Annotated in this window: 18 protein-coding genes and 1 riboswitch; of the genes, 13 read left to right on the top strand and 5 right to left on the bottom strand. The window is 45.2% G+C overall.

From position 1 onward, the window contains the following. Positions 1–160: 160 nt before the first annotated feature. A riboswitch (TPP riboswitch) is annotated at positions 161–278 on the bottom strand. A 110-nt stretch (positions 279–388) separates the two neighbouring features. Both ACTXGJ_RS07170 and argH read right to left on the bottom strand, forming a co-directional pair. After that, complete coding sequence (locus ACTXGJ_RS07170) at positions 389–679, bottom strand: oxidative damage protection protein (RefSeq protein WP_439242246.1); 291 nt, start codon at positions 677–679, stop codon at positions 389–391. A gap of 193 nt (positions 680–872) precedes the next feature. Beyond that, positions 873–2,246, bottom strand: a complete 1,374-nt coding sequence (gene argH, locus ACTXGJ_RS07165) for an argininosuccinate lyase (RefSeq protein ID WP_443565566.1) — start codon at positions 2,244–2,246, stop codon at positions 873–875. A 203-nt stretch (positions 2,247–2,449) separates the two neighbouring features. On the opposite strand from argH, the gene ACTXGJ_RS07160 reads away from it, so the two are divergent. From ACTXGJ_RS07160 to ACTXGJ_RS07135, 6 genes are all read left to right on the top strand, one after another. Then, on the top strand, positions 2,450–3,496 hold the full coding sequence (locus tag ACTXGJ_RS07160) for a histidine kinase (RefSeq protein ID WP_443565505.1): 1,047 nt from the start codon (positions 2,450–2,452) through the stop codon (positions 3,494–3,496). Between the two features lie 323 nt (positions 3,497–3,819). Beyond that, on the top strand, positions 3,820–4,557 hold the full coding sequence (locus ACTXGJ_RS07155) for a LytR/AlgR family response regulator transcription factor (protein WP_439242250.1): 738 nt from the start codon (positions 3,820–3,822) through the stop codon (positions 4,555–4,557). 119 nt (positions 4,558–4,676) lie between these two features. Then, a complete protein-coding gene (gene hemC, locus ACTXGJ_RS07150) occupies positions 4,677–5,693 on the top strand; it encodes a hydroxymethylbilane synthase (protein WP_443565504.1) in 1,017 nt (338 codons plus the stop codon). A 151-nt stretch (positions 5,694–5,844) separates the two neighbouring features. Next, positions 5,845–6,705 (top strand): uroporphyrinogen-III synthase, encoded by an 861-nt coding sequence (locus tag ACTXGJ_RS07145; protein WP_439242254.1) that lies wholly within the window; start codon positions 5,845–5,847, stop codon positions 6,703–6,705. A 32-nt stretch (positions 6,706–6,737) separates the two neighbouring features. Beyond that, positions 6,738–7,724, top strand: a complete 987-nt coding sequence (locus ACTXGJ_RS07140) for a hypothetical protein (RefSeq protein WP_439242256.1) — start codon at positions 6,738–6,740, stop codon at positions 7,722–7,724. A 20-nt stretch (positions 7,725–7,744) separates the two neighbouring features. After that, positions 7,745–8,251, top strand: a complete 507-nt coding sequence (locus ACTXGJ_RS07135) for an acyl-CoA thioesterase (RefSeq protein ID WP_439242258.1) — start codon at positions 7,745–7,747, stop codon at positions 8,249–8,251. A 130-nt stretch (positions 8,252–8,381) separates the two neighbouring features. Here the strand turns inward: ACTXGJ_RS07135 and ribBA are convergent, their stop codons facing one another. After that, positions 8,382–9,494 (bottom strand): bifunctional 3,4-dihydroxy-2-butanone-4-phosphate synthase/GTP cyclohydrolase II, encoded by a 1,113-nt coding sequence (gene ribBA, locus ACTXGJ_RS07130; RefSeq protein WP_439242260.1) that lies wholly within the window; start codon positions 9,492–9,494, stop codon positions 8,382–8,384. Positions 9,495–9,626: 132 nt separating this feature from the next. Further along, positions 9,627–10,916 carry a replication-associated recombination protein A gene (locus tag ACTXGJ_RS07125; RefSeq protein WP_439242262.1) on the bottom strand — a complete coding sequence of 430 codons (1,290 nt, stop codon included), beginning with the start codon at positions 10,914–10,916 and terminating at the stop codon, positions 9,627–9,629. A 235-nt stretch (positions 10,917–11,151) separates the two neighbouring features. Here ACTXGJ_RS07125 and ACTXGJ_RS07120 point away from each other — a divergent pair, with 235 nt between their 5' ends. Both ACTXGJ_RS07120 and ACTXGJ_RS07115 read left to right on the top strand, forming a co-directional pair. Beyond that, positions 11,152–11,688 (top strand): type IV secretion protein Rhs, encoded by a 537-nt coding sequence (locus ACTXGJ_RS07120; protein WP_443565565.1) that lies wholly within the window; start codon positions 11,152–11,154, stop codon positions 11,686–11,688. A 152-nt stretch (positions 11,689–11,840) separates the two neighbouring features. Further along, positions 11,841–12,848 (top strand): hypothetical protein, encoded by a 1,008-nt coding sequence (locus ACTXGJ_RS07115; RefSeq protein WP_443565503.1) that lies wholly within the window; start codon positions 11,841–11,843, stop codon positions 12,846–12,848. 115 nt (positions 12,849–12,963) lie between these two features. Here ACTXGJ_RS07115 and gltA read toward each other — a convergent pair whose 3' ends face one another. After that, entirely contained in the window at positions 12,964–14,259 is a 1,296-nt protein-coding gene (gene gltA / locus ACTXGJ_RS07110; RefSeq protein WP_439242266.1) for a citrate synthase, read from the bottom strand. Between the two features lie 1,012 nt (positions 14,260–15,271). Between gltA and sdhC the strand changes: the two genes are divergently transcribed. The 5 genes from sdhC to ACTXGJ_RS07085 all read left to right on the top strand — a co-directional run bounded on the left by sdhC (position 15,272) and on the right by ACTXGJ_RS07085 (position 22,599). Continuing rightward, complete coding sequence (sdhC, locus tag ACTXGJ_RS07105) at positions 15,272–15,661, top strand: succinate dehydrogenase, cytochrome b556 subunit (protein WP_439242268.1); 390 nt, start codon at positions 15,272–15,274, stop codon at positions 15,659–15,661. A 2-nt stretch (positions 15,662–15,663) separates the two neighbouring features. Further along, positions 15,664–16,047: a succinate dehydrogenase, hydrophobic membrane anchor protein gene (gene sdhD / locus ACTXGJ_RS07100; protein ID WP_439242414.1), complete on the top strand. Its 384-nt coding sequence runs from the start codon at positions 15,664–15,666 to the stop codon at positions 16,045–16,047. A gap of 254 nt (positions 16,048–16,301) precedes the next feature. After that, entirely contained in the window at positions 16,302–18,152 is a 1,851-nt protein-coding gene (sdhA, locus tag ACTXGJ_RS07095) for a succinate dehydrogenase flavoprotein subunit (RefSeq protein ID WP_439242270.1), read from the top strand. A gap of 176 nt (positions 18,153–18,328) precedes the next feature. Continuing rightward, positions 18,329–19,039, top strand: a complete 711-nt coding sequence (locus ACTXGJ_RS07090; protein ID WP_439242272.1) for a succinate dehydrogenase iron-sulfur subunit — start codon at positions 18,329–18,331, stop codon at positions 19,037–19,039. A gap of 674 nt (positions 19,040–19,713) precedes the next feature. Then, a complete protein-coding gene (locus tag ACTXGJ_RS07085) occupies positions 19,714–22,599 on the top strand; it encodes a 2-oxoglutarate dehydrogenase E1 component (RefSeq protein WP_443565502.1) in 2,886 nt (961 codons plus the stop codon). The last annotated feature ends 21 nt before the right edge of the window (positions 22,600–22,620 follow it).

Genomic DNA, 22,620 nt, shown 5'->3' with positions numbered 1-22,620 from the left:
GTAGCCAACGACTAAATAATCAAGTCATATAATCGCGGATAATTGTCATCAAGCGGCGGACGATACTTGATATCCATCTTTATTACTTAGCCGTGCAGACATTAAGGCTAAAAGTAATAGGGATAAAAAAGGCATTTCTGCCCGTCCTTTGCCATAAATAATAAAATGCTGAAGACTTCCCTGCGTCGGTACTAACCGCATCAGGTTCGGCGGGTGATCTCTCAGCGAATGCACAAAAGCTGTTTAGCTCATTGTACAACGCACCCCGAGTCTGTCAGTGTTGTCATTTTTTATACTAGTAAGCTTTATACTAGTAATTTTTATGTTAACAAATTTAGCTTATGATAAATACTATTTGCTTTCAATTAATTCTTAAAAGTCTTGCGGTTTACTTCTCAGGTGTCCAGCCTTGTGCGCGCTCATAATCTTCGTTATCTAAGAACTTCTCACGCTGTTCAGTCAAGAATTTCTTCGCTTCAGGATCCATCATACTTAGATGATTTTCATTAATCAGCATGGTTTGCTGCTCGAGCCACTCCTGCCAAGCTTTCTCAGAGACCGTGTCTTGTAGCTCTTGGCCTTTCTTGTTAGGAAAAGGCGGATGCGGCATTTTTGGCAGATCTTGCTGGTACTTACGGCAAAATACCGTATTGGCTTGCGGATTAAAAGTCTCAGTCATGACGTGCTCCTTATTCATTATGTTTATTAGACTATAGGTATTAGTATCTTTCTATGATAACGGTCTTGGCAAATTTAGCAAAGACTATCCAGTGTAGCAACAGTAACCGTCTATAAAAAAGCATGAAAAAACCCACCGTATTGGCAGGTTTTAAATAACAATAAGATCAACAATCTCGAATCAAAAATAGCAACTAAGCAAATGCTTTTAAGCGCGCGCGACCGTTGATCACTGCTTGCTTGACCTGATTCGGTGCGGTACCTCCTAAATGATCACGGGCAGCCAGTGAGCCTTCTAAAGTGAGATAATCAAAGACGTCATCGCCAATAACATCGCTAAACTGCTGTAATTGCTTGAGGCTTAGGTCGCTCAAATCGACGCCCTCTTGAATGCCTAAAGCTACCGCATTACCGACAACTTCATGGGCATCGCGGAAAGCCACGCCATTGCGCACGAGATAATCAGCCAAATCTGTCGCTGTCGCATACCCCTTCATCGTGGCCTCACGCATACTCTCTTTATTCGGTACGATATTAGGGAGCATATCCGCAAAGGCAAGGAGCGAGCCGGTCAAAGTATCGACGCAATCAAACAAAGGCTCTTTGTCTTCTTGGTTGTCTTTATTGTACGCGAGTGGCTGACTTTTCATCAGGCTGAGCAGGGTCATTAGCTGACCGAACACCCGCGCCGCTTTACCGCGCACCAGCTCTGGCACGTCAGGATTTTTCTTTTGTGGCATGATGGAGGAACCGGTACAGAAGCGATCGGGTATCTGCACGAAGTTAAACTGCGCTGACATCCATAAGATAATCTCTTCGCTCATGCGCGACATATGCATCATCAAAATAGAAGCGGCTGAGGTAAATTCAATAGCAAAGTCTCGATCAGAGACCGCATCGAGTGAGTTTTGGCAAATACCCTCAAAGCCTAACAGCTCAGCAGTAATTGTACGATCAATAGGGAAGGTGGTGCCTGCAAGCGCCGCGCTACCTAGAGGCAGCTGATTAATACGGCGGCGCGCATCGACTAGGCGCTCAGTATCGCGGTAGAGCATCTCAAACCAAGCCATTACATGATGACCGAAGCTTACCGGCTGAGCGGTCTGCAAATGAGTAAAGCCTGGCATAATAGTATCGGTATGCTGCTCAGCTAAGTTCAGTAAGCCGCTTTGTAGGCGTACTAACAGCTCAATAATATTATCGGTTTCTTCTCGTAACCACAAGCGAATGTCAGTGGCGACCTGATCGTTACGGCTACGCCCCGTATGCAGCTTTTTACCCACCGCACCGATGACATCGGTCAGGCGCGATTCGACGTTCATATGCACATCTTCAAGCGCAATCGACCAGTTGAAGTCTCCCGCTTCAATCTCGCGTAAGACTTGCTGGAGGCCTTCAATGATAGTTGCCACTTCTTCATCAGTCAAAATGTTGCACTGACCTAGCATAGTGGCATGAGCGATAGAACCTTCGATATCATGCCGAGCGAAACGTTGATCAAAGCCGACAGAAGCGGTAAAAGCAGCGACGAAGCTGTCTGTCGCTTCACTAAAGCGTCCGCCCCACATCTGCTGAGCTTGTGCTTTTGAAGGAGCACTCTGATCGGGTGCATTTGTGCTAAAATCGGAGGCAGGAGTAGTGTTGCTTTGCATAGGATTACTAGGGTTTGAAGAATTGGCGTTCATATCGGTATAAGACAACTCATAAGAATAAGGGCTCAAGTATAGCAAAGGATGAGGTCGCCTTGCTAGCTGAGCGCTTAGAGTTTTTCGTGCCTAAAGTTATGGAGATGATGACGCTTTGGCAATGGCTACAGTATATCTTGGTCTGGGCGTTGTTCGTTACTATCGTTGGTCGGTATGAGCTGACGACAGGGACGGAGTTTTTAGTGGCTTATCTGACTAAATGTATTCATTATATTTTAGCTATTATACCAACTTTATATCTAGTAGATTATTTGCGCCCTATGTTCAAACGGAGCAATCCTATTAGAGTGAGCCTCTATATCGTTCTGATGTTCATGCTTGCTTCTACTTTATCTATGCTGTTAGTCGTTCTAGTATTAATTAATGCCGGCTGGCTAGCATACGATCGTCAGGGGCTGGCGCTAGAGCTACTGTTCAACATGGTGTTTGCCGGTGGCTTTACCTTAGTTTTCTTGCTTTATTTCATGCGTCGTCATCGTGAGCTGATAGCGCTGAAACAGTCCTTTGAGCACAAGCTTAGTGCCCAAAACGACTTAATAAAGGCTCGTTTGGCTCCGCATTTCTTTTTTAATACGATTAATAGTTTGCTGTCGCTTATAGAGTCTAACCCGCCACATGCGGCTAGGCTACTTGAGCATGTCTCAGCTCTATTTCGGGCCAGCTTCAACGGCGCGCGTGAGATTAGCTTTGAAGAGGAAGTAGCACTTTGTGAGCACTACGTAGCGATTGAATCTTATCGCCTTGCAGATAAGCTAGTCGTCAATTGGCAGCTGCCTGATGATGAGGTTATGGGCGATATGGTTATCACCGCGCTCACGTTGCAAAGCATTATCGAAAAAATGCTCATCAATGTGGTAGAGATGACCACGGAAACGATCTACATAGACATAGCCGTCGTCTGGCAAGATCACCGCGTCACTATCACTGTTAGCGTAAAGCTCCCGAGTAAAACCTTGATGATCGTGCATGATTTACGTCAGCATGTTGATTTTCATGTGCAGGCTGAACGCTTGCAGATCTATTTTGGTCCTAGCTCAACCATTAACAGTACGGTCACTAATACCCAGATTATGACGATTATTGATTACCCTTTGCAAGATGCAGGCATGTAACGCAAAATTGTTTATCCCTTTACTTTACTGTCTTACTTATCCCTAACTTTCACAAAAATACAAGCAATATCTGTGACATGGCATATTTATTGCATAATTTTTATTGCAGAAGAGAGAGATATAACATAAGGAAAAAATTGTCATAGGCTTAAACTATCGCTGCAGTGACTGTTTTAGAATGATTGTATAAGCAATCTCTGTGGAATGAGCAGCTATAGACATAAAAAGTATAAAATAGCGCTTATAGTACAAAAAACAGCAGGCGATAGCCAAAATGACGATTTTGAACCAACCGACTGAGTAAAGAGCAGAAGAGGTATTTTATGCGGATAGTAGTTTGTGACGATGAGCCACTCGCACGCGAGCGTTTGGTGAGAATTGTTAAAGAATCAGGCCATGAAGTCGTGGCGCAAGTGGGCACTGGAGCTGAAGCAGTTGATGCCGTAAAAGTCCATCAGCCTGAGCTTATACTACTCGATATACGTATGCCTGAGATGGATGGCGTGCGCTGCGCGCAAATACTCGATGAGCTTGAGCATCCGCCAGCGATTATCTTTGTCACCGCTTACGATCATTATGCTATTGCTGCTTTTAAGGCCAATGCTATTGGCTACTTATTAAAACCTGCCAATAAAGATGAGCTGATTGACGCATTAGGTAAGGCCAGCAATTTAAACGCCGCGCAGCTTGATGGGATTCGTAAGCTTGAAGACCCGATGTCGCGTCCGGTACGTGAGCACATCGCGGCTCGCACCCACCGAGGAGTTGAGCTGATTAAGATTAGTGATATCTACTATTTTACGGCAGATCAAAAGTATGTCAAAGTTCGTCACATCGATGGGATAGTACTGATTGATGAAACTTTAAAAGAGCTAGAAGAAGAGTTCGACGAGCGCTTATTTCGCGTGCATCGTAATGCCATTATCAATTTAGATTTTTTAGACTTCTTAGAAACGGTAGATAGCGGTCGTTATCAGGTGCGCTTTAAAGGAACGGATGAAACTCTAGCCGTGAGTCGCCGTCATCTGCCCGCGTTACGTGAAAAAATCCAGAGTATGTAGTCACTAATAAACCGACCATATCATCAAACCTCTATTTATGCTTAAATAGGGGTATTTTTTTGCGCTAAAGTCACTTTATTCTGATATATCTCTTTATATTTATCATTCCGAGGCTATCTATGAGCAATACTCAGTCATCTCCTTTGTCTACTTTGAACATCGCAACTCGTCAAAGCCCTTTGGCCTTATGGCAAGCTGAGCATATTCGCGATCGGTTATCGGCCCTATATCCTGATTTGACTATCAACCTGCTCAAAATTGTCACTAAGGGTGACAAAATTTTGGACACCCCTTTAGCAAAAATCGGCGGTAAAGGCTTATTTGTCAAAGAGCTTGAGCAGGCGCTTTATGAGAAGCAGGCAGATATTGCTGTACATTCGCTCAAAGACGTACCGATGCAGCTTCCTGAAGGTCTAACGCTTGGGGTATATTGTAAGCGCGCCTCACCGACCGATGCCTTTGTGTCTAATACTTATAATACTATCGATGAGCTACCACAAGGTGCTGTGGTGGGAACGGCAAGTCTACGCCGCCAGTGCCAAATTAAAGCTTACCGTCCAGACTTACAGATCAAAACTTTGCGCGGTAACGTAGGAACGCGGTTAGGCAAGCTCGACGCCGGAGACTATGATGCTATTATCCTTGCCACTAGTGGTCTGCAGCGTATTGAATTGGACGAGCGTATCCGCAGCGAGCTGGATATCGATACTTGCTTGCCGGCAGTGGGTCAAGGCGCCTTAGCGATCGAATGCCGTGAGGATGATCAAGAGGTAATGGCACTGCTAGCACCACTCAATGATGATATGGCTCGTATCCGCTTAATCGCTGAGCGGGCGCTGAATCGCCACCTGCAAGGCGGTTGTCAGGTACCGATTGCCGCCTATGCGATATTACAAATGGCAGATGCTGCCGATATCAGTAGTAATCTTAATGATGACAATGGCGACACCTTATGGCTGCGCGGGCGTGTCGGTGAGGAAGACGGTAGTAGACTGTTAAAAGCGGAAAAGCGCATAACGCTAAGCGGCACGCAAGCGCAAAAAGAGCAGCAAGCCAATCAGCTAGGTATTGACGTTGCTGAGCAACTACTAGCAAAAGGTGCTGGCGCTATTTTAGACGCTATTTATAACCCTTAAGCATATAATTTAAGTCGCAATGATAAGTATAGGCAATGCCAACTGCGCATCATAACACTCGTGCTTTAACAATGATGCCGCTATTATATTGGCGATTGACCATCGCAGCATTTGTCTGTGTCACTTAATATATCATTCAAGGTTTAACTCGGTGCCCACCTCAATGTCTCGTAACCTCTCACCAGTAGTGATTAATACCCGTCCCATAGAACGCGCCGCTCCTTTGACAGAGCATTTGCAAGATATCGGCTTTGCAGTGGTCGATATGCCTATGCTAACGTTGCAGACGCGAGCGGTAGTAGATGCTGATATTGATATCATGCGGCGCTGGCTCGCAGGTCAATATCAAGCGTTAGTAGTGGTCAGTCCTACCGCCGCGCAGTCCGGACTAGCCATCTGGCAAGCCTTAGTAGCGCAGGAGCAAGCTCAGTCAACAGAGCAAATGGAAGTAAAAAGCGTCCATTATGATCCTCCAAGCTCTATCATTGCCGTTGGCGACGCGACTGCTGACGTCTTGCAAGCGGCTACTAAACCCGTATTACAACCGTTAATTGCTAATAATGAAGGCATGCTAGCGATGGCAGAGATTGCGCGGTTGCAAGCGGGTGATAAGCTGCTGGTATGGCGGGGGCTTGGTGGACGCAGACTTTTAGTCGACACGTTACAGGCGCGCGGCGTTGAGATCGAGAGCATTGCTTGGTATGAGCGTATGATGCCAGACTCCGCAGCTAGTGATTATGCAGCATGGTTAGCAAGCTATCTTAACCAACAAGAGCAGGCTAGCACATCGCAACCTAAGCCGATTGTGATAATCAGCAGTGGCACCGCGTTTGAGCATTGGGTCAGCGTCGTGCAGCAAGCGGGTAATAAAGGCGCTCTTAGGTTAGACGACTTTTGCTATGTGGTGCTCGGCGTGCGTTTGGCGGAGATGGTAGCCGCACAGCAGCTAGCGCATATTCAGGTAGAAGATTTATCTCCTGAAACGATTTCGACGGCAATCAATACGCCCTAATAATTATTCCCTTTTGAAGAATGGTGCTTGTTATGTCAACTGAACCCAAGCCGTCATCTGAGTCGCCTTTAGTCGTTCAGCAGCGCCGGCAAGCGAATATGTTATTACTGCGCTTGCAGTGGTTGTTTATCGTACTTTTAGCACTAGCGCTCGTTTGGCTTTACGTCAGTCAGCAGCGTTTTGAGAGCCAAATTAAAGAGCGCCTTCATAATAACGAACAAGTCGTGACTCGCCTTAATGAAATGGACGATCGTCTGTTCGCCATTAGTCAGCAGACGGCGCCAACTCCTAGAGCTCCGCTCACCAGTCAAGCGCAGAATCAGTTAGACTTGTTACGCATTCAGATGCAAGCGGCGGACAGGTTGCTAGCAGATAATAACTATAGCGCGGCGATTGACTTATTGACTGGATTACAGTGGCAACTCTCACAAGCAAATAATGAGATCGCTCCGGCGCTAAATATCGTCATTAAGCAAAGCCTCAGTGACGACATCGAGCGCTTGCAAGCGCGCAGTGCCCAGCCCAGTCAGTGGCAGTTGCAGAACATAGCTATCCAAGATATCCAAACCTTTTTGCATCGCTATGAGAGGTTGGTTGATGGCAGCTCGGTAACGAGAAGCGGTGAGCAGCCTACTAATATAAATAACACTCTAGCGCACAAAACCACCACTCTTACTAGACGCCAGCTGACTATTCACGAAGTACTTATGACGCTTAATTTAGCCATACAAGCGAGTAATATGCGTGAGCCTGACCAATTAACCCGCTACTTGAGCCAAGCGCGCACGCAGCTACAGCCCTTAGTCGCTTCAACTCAGTCTACTAAAGACAATAGCGTCTCAAAGAGTGAGTCATCAATAGAAAGTAAAACGGCCAATCTAAGCGGTGCTGGCTCTAGTAAAGCTCCTAATAATATCAGCGAGGTGATTGCCTGGTTGGATGAACTAATAGCCGACACTCCCGAGTCTCTGCCACTGTTGACAACCCAAGTGCTAAATCAACCTAAAAATAATAAATAACACAGAACAATGGATACTCTATGAGCCCTATTAGTCCAGAGCATACTAAAATCAATCAGCCGAATCAGCTGCATAGCAACAGACACTATGAAACGCCCACTGCTTTACAGCATTATCCTGTCATTTATTCTCAGGTAGTGCAATGGGGCGAGATGGATGCGTTAAATCATCTCAATAATGTCGTGTATTATCGTTATGCTGAGTCGGCACGCATTCATTATTTGCAGGCTTTAGATTTGTTTGAGGGCAGTGCTATCTTGCTAGCCCATTCTAGCTGTCAGTATCTGCGGCCAGTGACTTATCCTGATACGCTGCTCATAGGTCTACGTTGTCAGCATTTAGGTAATACCAGCCTGATTATAGAATATCGCTATTATAGCCAGCAGCAGCAACGGATTGTCGCAGAGGCAGAAGCGGTCATCGTGCGTTTGGATAGTCATAGTGAGCAAAAACTCCCTTGGACAGCGGAAGAACGCGCACGTCTATTGGCTTTAGAAGCGCAATTTGATCATATTCCAAAGCATTAAAGGTCCTAAAGACTATTAATGCTGCTGTGTCCTTATTCTTTTATCCTTAAAAACAAGGCACGCTAATTTAATTAGCGTGCCTTGTTTTTGCTTAAAGTATGAAAGGTAAAATCATTTGCGCATAGCGCTTTTAGTCTTTGCTTGGCGCATGAACAAAATCAACTACATTTAGATCAAAGCCTGATAGTGCGTAGAACTTCATCGGCGATGATAACAAACGCATATCACGTACGCCAAGATGGCGCAAGATTTGAGCGCCAACGCCGATGCTACGATACGGCTGCTGAGTGATCGTTGACAAGGACTCATTACTTGCCGCTTTATCCAACGCATCGCCAAGATCGATAGGCTGGTGACTACCAATCCAGACCATAACCCCGCGCTCTGAGGCGCTGATTTCCTCTAATGCCGATTGTATGCTCCAGCCGCTCCGGCCCGTAGTATCGTTTTTGGCGGCGAATAAATCTCGCAGCGGATGAAAGCCGTGCACTCGTACGGTACTGACGCCGGCACTGACATCGCCTTTGACTAAAGCTAAATGCGTCTCGTCAGCGCCAAACTCGCGAAAGCGGTGCAAGGTAAAGCTACCGTGCTCCGTCTCAAATGGATGCGACTCTATTTCTTCTACCGTTTGCTCATTAGCGATACGATAGTTAATAAGATCAGCTATCGTTCCCATCTTGATGCCATGCTCTTTGGCAAATATTTCTAAATCATCACGGCGTGCCATTGTCCCATCAGCATTGATAATCTCGACAATCACGGCAGCAGGTTCAAGCCCTGCTAGGCGTGCTAAGTCACAACCCGCTTCGGTATGGCCGGCGCGATGGAGCACCCCGCCATTTTGCGCCATGATGGGGAAGATGTGCCCAGGTTGGACGATATCTTCTGGTTTGGCTGCCGAAGATACAGCAGCTTGAATCGTACGCGCCCGGTCAGCTGCAGAAATACCTGTAGTTACTCCTTCAGCCGCTTCGATAGAGACGGTAAAGTTAGTACTGAACTTAGCCTCATTACGATCTGACATCAATGGTAGTGCCAACTGTTGGCAGCGCGCTTGTGATAGGGTAAGACAGACTAGGCCGCGAGCATGAGTGATCATAAAGTTGATATCTTCAGGGCGCACATGGGTAGCGGCCATAATGATATCGCCTTCATTTTCGCGATCCTCATCATCCATCAAGATGACCATTTTACCGGCGCGAATATCTTCAATTATTTCAGGAACGGTATTTAAACTCATAAGACTCTCTATATTTTTTATTGGATTAGGGATCAAAAATACTGTGCGTCATTGTAACAGTAGATGGCAAAAGGGTCTGTACTGACTAGTAAGCAGAATTGATAATTTAGAATAATCTTTAAAGATCAAGGTTTAATCATTACTAGCAGCTTGGCTCTTTAGCCAATCCATAAACTGCTTACTATGCTGCTCGCGCTGGTTATCGGCATATTCATAGAAGCTTGTGCCGATTAGAGTATCAGGCAAGTAGCTTTGCGCGTAGTAATGGTTGGGATAATTATGCGGATAAGTATAGCCGACGCCGTAGCCTTCATTTCGCATCAGCTTAGTCACACCATTACGCAGGTGCAGCGGTACAGGGGAGGCATCCTTTTGTGCTAAGCTCATTGCCGCATTGATCGCTTTATAAGTGCTGTTACTCTTCGCGCTAGTGGCTAAATAGACCACCACTTGCCCTAAGATAATCCGCGCCTCAGGCATACCGATAGACTGGACGCTACGCAAGGCCGCATCCGCGAGTAGTAGCGCATTTGGATTGGCATTACCGATATCTTCACTCGCCAAAATGACCAAACGCCGCGCGATAAAATCAGCAGGCTCACCGCCGACTAGCATTCTGGCCATCCAATAAAGTGCCGCATCTGGATCCGAGCCGCGTACCGATTTGATCAGCGCTGAGACGATATCGTAATGCTGTTCGCCATCTCTGTCATAACGCACCAATGCTGTCTGTGCCACGCGCCCGACGATCTCATCATCGACGATAATAGGGGAGTGCTTAGGATTAGCAGTCTGTACCGCAAGCTCTAGTAAATTCAGCGCCTTTCTAGCATCACCATGTGCCAGCTCACTAATAAAGCCTTGTGCTTGTAGCTCGATATCCAGCGTTTTCAGTATTTGGTCTTGACTGATGGCTCGTTGCAATACGGCAGCGATTTGCTCGCTATCGAGCGGCTCTAAGCGGTAGACTTGGCAACGAGACAACAAAGCATTATTGACACTAAAAGAAGGGTTTTCGGTGGTCGCACCAATCAAAGTAATGTCGCCCGCTTCTACCGCGCCAAGTAAAGCATCTTGCTGCGCTTTATTGAACCGGTGAATCTCATCAATAAACACCACCGGCGATTCAAAGCTCAGCGAGTCCTTATTATCCAACACTTCGCGCAGTTGCTTAACGCCAGTGTTCAAAGCTGATAACGCATGAAACGGTCGACCTACTGCTTCTGCTAATAGCATCGCGATAGTGGTTTTACCAATGCCTGCCTCCCCATGCAAAATCATAGAGGACAGATGGTTTTGTTCGACCAAACGCCGCAGTGGCGCATCATCGGCTAATAGATGCTCTTGGCCAATGATATCACCTAGAGTGGTAGGGCGCATACGCTGGGCTAAAGGTGTATCAGCGTGAAAAGCAGAGGGCATAAAACTCCTAACGCTTACTTATGGTATTGAATCATAAAAATCAGAAATGATGAGTCAAATAGTGGTTGTTGTATTAGATATTAGGGCATATTAACCATTCACAAGTGGATTGATTTTAATTTTTCTGTCCTAATATGAAAGCTAAGCTAGTAAAGTAGTTAATATAACTCAGCAAGCCAACATCTCTAAACTTGATTAAGGCCTTTTTATACTCATGTCTCGCTATCCTCAAAAAATGATATCTAAGTCGTTATCCAAATTAAAGCGCTCTTTACCACGTTTTGAGCAGCAGTCGCGAGCCTTAACGGCGGGTGAAAAAGAGCTAGCGCGTTCGGTGTTTGGTGCTAGCATTGAGTTGCAGGGCGTCCGACTGCAGACCGCTTGGTGGGTGCTAAGAAATTATGCGGTCAGTCCTAATGGTCATATCTACTTTCATCCCGACAATTGGCTAGCTGACTTTAGCAAGGCTTCGCTTAGTAAACAAAGTTGGCTGATTCATGAGCTCACTCACGTTTGGCAATGGCAACAAGGCCTAAAAGTAGTACGCGGCGCACTGATCAATCGACGTTATGCTTATGAGCTAAAAGCTGGCAAATCGTTTTTTAGATATGGTATTGAGCAGCAAGCGCGCATGGTGCAAGACTATTTTATCCGTCAACAGCTTAAGCAAGACTGCAGAGACTTAGAGGGCTGTATTCCTTTTTTGACAGTGTCGACTGAGCAAACAAAATCTAGCAGGAATACTGATAGCGACAGCTCGTTCACTATTTAACCTTCAGATTGTCAGCCATAATCGCTATGATTGAAGTTACTCGCTTTTTTTATAAAAAATAAACCCGCCCTAGGAGCAAGTGAGTAGAAGGTAATAATAACACTCTAACCTAGCTTTTATAGCGGCGCTCTTAACAAAGGATATGTTTTCTGATGCGTAATTTTCCGCTTTTTAGACCTGATACTGATGCTGGCGACCAACAAAATCGTCATAAACGATTTGCTGAGTCTGCTTGCCGTCAGTCGCCTCGGATGCTTATGACTATGGTATTAGCAGCATCGCTGTTAGCTGGATGTCAGCCGCAAGCACCAGTCGATGACAGCACGGTTAATACTGGAGAGCAAACTGCTGCTGACCAGATGAAACCTGTACCCCAAAGTGATTCAGCCGCCGCTTATATTAAACAGTTGCAGCCAGTATATGTTGCGCAAATGCAGAGCCTACAACGCCGGTTGCAAGCAGAGTATGAGTCTTTGCAGGCGGCGGATATGACTACCAGTGACGATGATCTATTACTAAATAATGCGACTAATGATGACAATGAAGCGGCGGTGGATACCGCTGCTGGGTCAAACGCGGCTGCAGCAAACAACAATAGCACTACTGATGCTGAACTCGCAGCGGGTGACTCTGACGCCGTGACTGAGACCGATACCAATACTGATACTGATACTGATACTGATGTCGGCACTGATATTGATACTGAGCTGGAACCAAACAGCAGCACTGAGGTCGGTGAGCGCGATCTAACCGTATTAAGACGTATTAGCGCTGAGCCGCGAGAAACGACAATATTGACTGAAAAACAAATCATCGATAGCTATCAGAAAACCATCGATGCGCTTTATCAGCCGATATCACAGCCTCTGAGTAGCGCCGAGGTAAATACCTTAATCAATATTGCCGCCCTAATACCGCAGCTGTTTGAGCATACTGAGCTTGCCGACAGGCTCAATGCCAAAAGTCCAGCATTAGCGCGCCTCATTGTCCAGCATCAGATTTGGGAGCAGATAGAAGCTCGGCAAGCCAGCTATATGCAAGAGATGAAAGTCGCTCAGCAGCAAGAGTTTGAAGCGCTGATGACCAAATTTAATGAGACCATCAAAGACTATGATGAACAAATTGCAAAATATGAGCAGACCCTAAAAGAGTTTCAGTAACTGCTTATAAAAATTGATTATAAAACTGAGCATAAAAAATTAACCATAAAAAATCCCGCTCATCGGCGGGATTTTTTATGTTGGTAGATATGTTAATACAACAAATCGTTAACCCTTATTTGCGGTCTTCAACCTTGACAAGATCACGATGCGTCTGACCGGTATAGAGCTGACGCGGACGACCAATTTTGAACGGTGCGCTATGCATCTCAATCCAATGACTGATCCAACCTGAGGTACGCGCTAATGAGAAAATAACCGTAAACATAGACGTTGGGATACCGATAGCTTTTAGAATAATACCAGAATAGAAGTCAACGTTTGGATACAGATTACGCTCAATGAAGAACGGATCTTCTAAAGCGATTTTTTCTAGTTCCATAGCCAGCTCGAGCTTAGGATCATCGATACCTAGAGCTTCTAATACTTCATCACAAGCTTTTTTGAGTACTTGCGCGCGTGGGTCGAAGTTTTTGTAGACACGGTGACCAAAGCCCATCAGTTTCACTTCACGGCTCTTCACTTTTTCCATGAATTCTGGCACGTTTTCAACGCTACCGATCTCATCTAACATCTCAAGGACAGCTTCGTTAGCGCCGCCATGTGATGGACCCCATAAAGCGGCGATGCCCGCAGCGATACAAGCATAAGGGTTCGCGCCCGTAGAGCCGGCTAGGCGTACGGTAGACGTCGAAGCGTTTTGCTCATGATCGGCATGCAAGGTAAAGATTTTATCCATCGCATCGACGAGGATAGGATTGACTTTATAGTTAACATCAGCAGGAGTTGCAAACATCATGTACAAGAAGTTCTCTGCGTAGCTAAAGTCATTACGCGGATACATGAACGGCTCGCCCTGTGAGTATTTATAGCTCATAGCCGCTAGGGTCGGCATTTTTGCGATCAGACGGATTGCGGTGATTTCGCGATGATCTTCGTCGCTGATATCTAGCTTATCGTGATAAAACGCCGATAAAGCACCAACAACACCGACCATAATCGCCATAGGATGCGCGTCACGGCGGAAGCCTTCAAAGAACTTACGCAACTGATCATGGACGCCGGTATGCTGACGAATCTTCTCAAAGAAGTCGTCTTTTTGTTCTGCGTTTGGTAGATCGCCATGAATTAAAGCATAAGCAACTTCTAAGTATTCAGCGTGGTTTGCTAACTGATCGATAGGGTAGCCGCGGTACAACAGCTCACCTTTACCGCCATCAATAAAAGTAATCTTTGATTCAACAGGAGCTGTCACTTTAAAGCCAGGATCATAAGACCAAAAGCCTGAATCTTGCAAGGCAGCGATATCGATAACCGGACGACCTAAAGTACCTTGAATAATAGGAAGTTGGTATTCCTTACCCTCTGCGGTTAGTTTGGCTTCATTATTTGACTTAATGTTGTCAGCCATAATTTCCTCTCCATTGTTTTAGCGTATGAATGTAAAAGCGACGCTTGCTAGTGCGTCATACTGTGTAATCGTAACGGTTGGTCTCGTTACTGGTTAAGTCATTACTGAGGAGCGGTCACTTTGCACGCCGCTCACTTCATATGCAAGCTATATTAGCAGTAATTCAGGAAGAGGTGAAAAGACTTTTCTTAGCAAACACCAGATTCATAGGCTTTAAAGGCAGCTAAAAGGGTGGTAAGTTGTATCAAAATATGTCTAATCTGTAATTTAGCGTTAATTTCGTCTGTTTTTAACACTTTTATAAGTTAAACGCTACTGATAAAGATAAGCTGAGAGTGATATATTTTAGGCCTATATAAATGCTAAAGCCGTGAACAAAAGGTACAAAGTAGCAAAACTATGCTGACAGACCACTTAATGTAAGAAAAGATGCAGCTGTGATATGCATTTATAAAGGATATGAGCTGATAAGTAGAGTCACATTCAAAAAGTTGAACCAACCATTACCGAAACTTAAGTTTTTGTAAAAATAACGACAAAAGTGACTATTTCAGGGATAAATTTGTAATTAGGCGCCAGTCATTTTATAATTGCGTTAATTTAACTGGCATACGCTTTGTCAATTTGATGCAAACCTATCAAAAGTTAACGGCTAATAAGGTTTTTTCTAATATCTTGTTACGATTGATAGGGTATTCTAGGGATTAAAAAGCGTTTAAGACTTGAATGTTATTGTTATTTATTCTATTTTTAGAATGATGATCATGTAGTTATTCTTAATAAAGATGAGCCGATGGCGTTATCTTTTTTTTGTGTTTATGGTGGTTAACAGACACTAGTGGGAATAATTCAGTCATCGCTCAGTAAATATGTCATATCACCATGATGGCGTAACGTGCATTTAGCAAAGTCAGCTAGCTCTTCCTTATTTTATTCATCTCGTATGTTGCTCAGTGCGTTTGGTAGATGATTGCCAGACCATAAGTAGAACTCGAGTATAACCGCTAAAAGGATGCCCGCTGTGAAAAGCAACCGACCTATTGATCTGCCCTTAAGCCAAGTGATTACCATAAACGCCAAATCACCGATTGCGATTGCCTCGATCATGCATCGTATCTCTGGCATTATTCTATTTTTACTTATTCCTGTCATGTTGTGGTTACTACAAACTTCTTTGGCTTCGCCTGAGAGCTTTGCAACTGTGTTCGACAATGTGCTAGTGCGTTTTGTCGCTTGGATATTTGTCGCGGCTATCTCATACCATTTTGTGATGGGCGTCAAGCATCTACTTGCTGATATAGGGATGAACGAAGAGCTAAAATCAGGTCGCACTGCGGCAGTGGTTAGCTTTGTGATTGCAGCGATATTGATTGTCGCGTCATTTGTATGGGTGATGTTCTAATGATAAAAAATAATTCAGGTGTCAAAAGTGCCACTGGTCTTACCGGTTCAGGCTCACGCGATTGGGTAGTGCAGCGCTTCGGTGCGCTAGTACTAGCAATATATAGCCTTGTCTTATTAGGTTACTTTTTAACGCATAGCGGTGTAGGCTTCGTTGAGTGGAGCGCCTTTATTACTAGCTTGCCTATGCGTTTATTTAGTTTAGTCGCTATCATCGCGCTAGCAGGACATGCTTGGGTTGGGATTTGGACGGTGTTGACCGATTATGTTAAATCGAGCGGTCTGCGTTTACTGTTACAAGCTTTGATGGTTGCCGCTATTTTGGTTTACGTATTTTGGGGCATCATGATCTTTTGGGGCAATGGCTTTGGCGTTATCGCTGTATAACTTTTGAGCGCAGCGCTTTGATAGAGGATTAGGTAATTGGGTTAAAACCTTTGAATCGCAATGAGCGTTTTAAAGCTTGCCGATTAGTCGCTATATCACTGAATAACGATAGTAATGGTTATAACCAGCCAAACTTTCACCTTTTATAAGCGTAAAGCACAGATCTAGATAGTAGATAGCCCTTGTAGTTACTTCGCTGGCACCCTGTATCAATAAAATAGGTGCCAGCACAAACAGGCATTAGGAAAATCACAATGGCAACAAGACAAGATAATACTATTAGCAACATTAAAACCCTTAATTACGATGCAGTCATCGTCGGCGGTGGTGGCTCAGGTATGCGCGCCTCGCTGCAATTGGCCGAATCGGGTATGAATGTCGCGGTCATTACTAAAGTATTTCCAACGCGTTCACACACCGTAGCTGCTCAAGGTGGTATCGGTGCAAGCCTTGGTAATATGAGCAATGACAACTGGCATTTTCACTTTTATGACACCGTCAAAGGCTCAGATTGGTTAGGCGATCAAGACGCTATCGAATATATGTGCCGCGAAGCCCCGAAAGTGGTTTACGAGCTTGAGCACATGGGTATGCCTTTTGACCGTAACGAAGATGGCACTATTTATCAGCGTCCGTTTGGTGGTCATACCTCAAACTACGGCGAAAAAGCGGTACAACGCGCTTGCGCGGCAGCTGATAGAACCGGTCACGCGCTCTTGCATACCTTGTATCAGAAAAATCTTGAACAAGGCACGCAGTTTTTTATCGAGTGGATTGCCCTTGATTTGATCAAGGACGAAGACGGCAACATCAACGGTGTCATCGCTCTGGAACAAGAGACGGGCACAGTGGCAGTATTCCAATCGCCAATTACCGTCTTAGCGACAGGTGGTGCCGGTCGTATTTTTGCGGCCTCTACTAACGCTTATATTAATACCGGCGACGGTATCGGCATGGCGGTTCGCGCTGGTGTGCCTCTACAAGACATGGAGTTTTGGCAGTTTCACCCAACGGGTGTGGCTGGAGCCGGTGTGCTATTGACAGAAGGTTGCCGCGGTGAAGGTGCTATCTTACGTAACAAAGATGGCGAAGCCTTTATGGAGCGTTACGCGCCAACGGTTAAAGATTTAGCACCGCGCGATCTTGTATCGCGCTCTATGGACCAAGAAATCAAAGAAGGCCGCGGCTGTGGACCGAATGCTGATTATATCGTGATGGATATGACCCATTTAGGTGTTGATACCATTATGAAGCGCTTGCCATCGGTGTTTGAGATTGGTAAAAACTTTGCTAACGTCGATATCACCAAAGAGCCTATTCCAGTGATTCCAACGATCCATTATATGATGGGTGGTATTCCAACCACTATTCATGGTCAGGTGATCACTCCGAATCTAGAAGCCGGCACCGATGATGAAGGTCTATATACCGAAGGCACGATTGTCAAAGGTCTATACGCTATTGGCGAATGCGCCTGCGTCAGTGTCCACGGCGCTAACCGTTTAGGCACCAACTCACTGCTTGATTTAGTCGTCTTTGGTCGTGCAGCGGGCAAGCATATCGTTGATGAATATCATCACAATGATCATAACTACAAGCCACTTGATACTCATGTGTTAGACTTCACTGTAGGCCGCTTAAATAAGCTACAGCAGTCAACCGAAGGCTACAATGCACAAGATGTCGCCGATGAGATTCGCGCTATTATGCAAAAGCATGCTAGTGTATTCCGTACTCAAGCGCTAATGGATGAAGGCGTAGAGAAGCTGTTGGCTCTAGGAGAAAAGATCGATCATATTCACTTAGCGGATAAGTCACAAGTATTTAACACCGCTCGTATCGAAGCTTTCGAAGTGATTAACTTATACGAAGTAGCCAAAGCGACGATGATCTCAGCGGCTAGCCGTCATGAGAGCCGCGGCGCGCACAGTGTCGCTGATTATGACCGTCCTGAAGATGATGATTACGCGCCAAATGGTCGTAACGATCACGACTGGATGAAGCACACTATCTGGTACTCTGATGATAACCGTATCATTTATAAGCCTGTGCGCAAGATTCCATTAACAGTCGATTATATTGAACCAAAAGTTCGCGTTTATTAATTAATCGCTATTTGGATTGTTCGGAGCTAGCGCATACTGATGCGCTAGTACCAATAACATATTAAGATATTTTATTTTATGCAGCTTACTGCCAGCTACAAGTTACTCAACAGCACTTACGCTAAGAGAATAGAACCCTTGTATGCCAGCCATTACTAAGTGTGGAGTTTAGCAATATGAGCCGAGGTACTCGCACCATCGAAATTTATCGCTACGATCCTGATGTGGACGCAGCGCCGCGCATGCAAACCTATACGATTGAGTTATTAGAGTCAGATCGTATGTTGCTTGATTTATTATTACGCCTAAAGAAAGAAGATGAAACCATCACTTTCCGCCGCTCGTGCCGTGAAGGTATTTGTGGTTCTGACGGTATGAACATCAATGGTAAAAATGGCTTAGCATGTCTCATTAACATGAATACGCTACCTGAAAAAATTACTATTAGACCACTACCTGGACTGCCAGTCGTTCGTGACTTAGTCGTAGATATGAACCAGTTCTACGAGCAGTATGAAAAAGTGCATCCTTACTTGATCAACGATCAGCCAGCACCGCCGACAGAACGTTTGCAGTCTCCTGAACAGCGTGAGCAGTTGAATGGTCTTTATGAGTGTATTCTTTGTGCTTGCTGCTCAACCGCTTGCCCTTCATTTTGGTGGAACCCAGATAAGTTCTTGGGACCATCAGCATTATTACATGCTTATCGCTTCGTAGCCGATAGTCGTGATAGCGATGCGCAAGCTCGCCTAGCGCGCTTAGATGATCCGTTCAGTTTGTTCCGTTGCCGCGGTATTATGAACTGCGTTTCAGTCTGTCCAAAAGGCCTGAACCCAACCAAAGCTATTGGTCATCTGCGTAATTTGCTGATCGATCAAGCCGGTTAATATAACGACACACTGTTTATCAGGTACAAAAAAACACCGTCCTAAGGCGGTGTTTTTCTTTTGTTAATGTTTTGTGTTAAGTGCAACGATAATCACAAACTAGCCATAAAAACTTACGAGCGAAAATGTTATCATTAGCAGCATTAGCTTAATTGATGAATTTTATTGATTCTCTGCTAAATCTTATGTTTCTTGATAGTAAGATAGCTATTGTTAGCGTCTGCTATGATAGTGAATATTCATTACTTAAATACCTAGTATTGAACAAACAAACTATGGTTAGTTGGTGGGTCGTGCTACCCTAGGGAGCATTGTATAGCGAAAGCGAAAGGATACTAATAATTAGTAGACTCTATAAATAGTTATTATTAACAAAATGGTTATTAATAATAAGTCGCTATTATTAAATTATCCACAATTACTCTTGAATAATAGGGTAATGAGCCTATTACTGATTTATGACGGTCATAGTGAGTCTCTTGAAGCAAAAATTGAGCTATAGGCATAGTTATGGCTAGAGCTAGTATATATAAATTATTATTATCAAACGACTAAGATAATAAGACTGAGCGTTCACAAATAGTCGATTTAGCCCGAAATACTCTAATATTTACTAATAATTATAAGTACAACCCGCAATTCCCATTCATTTATCTATGAAATAGACGATTATTATGAATAGTACAACTCAAAGAAAAGCCGATGTAGGATACACAGAACTTGCTGCTGATAATGCTCATTATATCGAAGCTCTTTATGAGCAGTTCTTAACCGACCCTAACAGCGTCGATGAAGATTGGCAGCAGTACTTCAAACAATATCAATCGCCAAATGATGCGAAGCATAACGCCATTCAAGACCAATTCTTGCTACTGGCACGCAATCAGACGGCAAATAAAGCGGGAGCCTCGGCTGCTAGCAGTGATAGCAGCACCGCTCATTGTGCTGACCCTAAGCAAATGGGCGTGCAGCAGCTCATCTCCGCTTATCGTCGCCGTGGTCATCGCCGCGCGCAGCTGGATCCTTTAGATTTGCACCCACGCGATAAAGTCGAAGACTTGACGCTGGCCTATCACAATCTATCAGAAGCCGATTTAGATACCATCTTTCCAACCAACGATCTAAAAATTGGCAAGCCTGAAGCGTCGCTGCGTGAGATTATTGAGATCATGGAGCGCGTCTATTGCCGCTATATCGGTATCGAATATATGCATGTGACCACTAGCGTTGAGAAACGCTGGATGGAGCAGTATATGGAAAGCAATCTTGGCCATATAGAATTCGATAAAGAAAAACGCTTATCTATCCTTGAGCGCTTAACCGCTGCCGAAGGGTTGGAGAAATACTTAGCGCGTAAATATACTGGGGTAAAACGCTTCGGCTTAGAAGGCGGTGAGAGCTTTATTCCTGCCGTTAACGAAATTATCCAACGTGCTGGTGGCTATGGTACCAAAGAGATGGTTATCGGCATGGCTCACCGTGGACGTCTAAACTTACTGGTCAATATCTTAGGTAAAAACCCAGCGGATTTATTCGATGAGTTCGATGGTAAAGTGCAGCCAGAAAAAGGCTCAGGCGACGTTAAATATCACAATGGCTACTCCTCAAACGTGATGACGCCTGGTGGAGAGGCGCATTTGGCCTTAGCCTTTAACCCCTCACATCTTGAGATTGTGGCGCCCGTACTACAAGGCTCAGTACGCGCACGGCAAGTCCGCCGTAACGACCAGCCAAAAGACCATGGTAAAGATGGCAACTCGGTATTACCGATTGTCGTGCATGGCGATGCCGCTTTTGCTGCGCAGGGCGTCGTACAAGAGACCTTCCAGATGTCACAAACCCGCGCTTATACCACTGGCGGTACGGTACATATCGTTATCAATAACCAAGTCGGCTTTACTACTAGCCGTCAAGAAGATGCACGCTCGACAGAATACTGTACCGATATTGCAAAAATGGTGCATGCGCCTATTCTCCATGTCAATGGCGACGATCCTGAATCGGTAGTTTTTGCCGCGCAATTGGCGCTAGATTATCGCCATGAGTTTGATAAAGACATCGTTATCGATCTCTTCTGCTATCGCCGTAATGGTCACAACGAAGCGGATGAACCTTCAGCTACGCAGCCGCTGATGTATTCAGTGATCAAAAAACTACCTACGACACGTACTATTTATACCAATAAGCTTATTGAAGCGGGTGTCATTAGTAAAGACGAAGCGGCTAAATATGAAGATGAATACCGCGAATCACTAGATCGCGGCGAGTATGTGGCTAACTCGCTAGTGAGCGAGCCTGATGAAGCATTGTTTGTCGATTGGACACCGTACTTAGGTCATGAGCTAGAGGATGACTGGGAGACTGGCGTCGATATCGAGCTACTAAAAGACTATGGTAAGCGCATGGCGGTGATGCCTGAAGGCTACAAGCTACAGCGTCAAGTACAAAAAGTAGTCGAGCAGCGCTTAGCGATGCAAACTGGCGAAGAGCCACTGAATTGGGGCGCGGCTGAAACACTCGCTTATGCCAGTTTAGTTGAGCACGATAAAACCTTAGTGCGTATCACTGGGGAAGATGTCGGCCGTGGTACTTTCTCGCATCGTCATAGCGAGATATACAATATGACTGATGGCAGTATGTACGTGCCACTAGCGCATATGAGTAAAGATCAAGCGCGATTTGCGACTTATAACTCGTTACTATCTGAAGAAGCGGTGCTAGCCTTTGAATATGGTTATGCGACTACCGTGCCAAATGCATTGGTGGTTTGGGAAGCACAGTTTGGCGACTTTGTTAATGGCGCGCAAATGGTCATCGACCAGTTTATCGCTAGTGGTGAGACGAAGTGGCAGCGCGTTTGCGGCTTGACCATGTTGTTACCACATGGCTATGAAGGTCAGGGTCCTGAGCATTCATCAGCCCGTCTTGAGCGCTTCTTGCAGCTCTGCGCTGAAGATAATATGCAAGTGATTACTCCAACCACGCCAGCGCAGATATTCCACGCGTTACGTCGTCAAGCGGTACGTCCGATTCGTAAGCCTTTGATCGTTATGTCGCCGAAGAGCTTACTACGTCATAAGCTTGCTACCTCAGAGCTAGAAGATCTATCTAGTGGTCATAAGTTTGAGACGGTGCTCCCTGAGGTCGATAAGCAAGACGCGGATAAGATTACTCGCTTAGTACTCTGTGGCGGTAAGGTCTATTATGACTTACTTGAGCAGCGCCGCGAGCTGGGCTTAGATCATGTGGCTATCGTGCGTATTGAGCAGCTGTACCCGCTACCAGAAGAGCGCTTAATCGCTGAATTTGAGAAATACAGCAATCTAAAAGAGATCGTTTGGACGCAAGAAGAGCCTTTGAACCAAGGGGCTTGGTATTACCTAGCGCCGCATATGTTCCGCATTGTGGTACCGCATCCAACCAAAGCGAAAGTGATGGAGCCTGTTGCGCGTCCGCCAAGTGCAGCACCAGCTACTGGATCGCCAAAATTGCATGCCAGCCAGCAGCAAGACTTAATCGCAGGTGGCTTAGGTGTAGAAGTCTCACAACTTACAAAATAGTTTTGTAAAAGCATTAGCTTG

Source organism: Psychrobacter sp. 1Y11 (assembly GCF_052259045.1).
GTDB lineage: Bacteria > Pseudomonadota > Gammaproteobacteria > Pseudomonadales > Moraxellaceae > Psychrobacter.
Note: the sequence above shows the minus strand (reverse complement) of the source record. Positions and strands in the feature narration are given on the sequence as shown.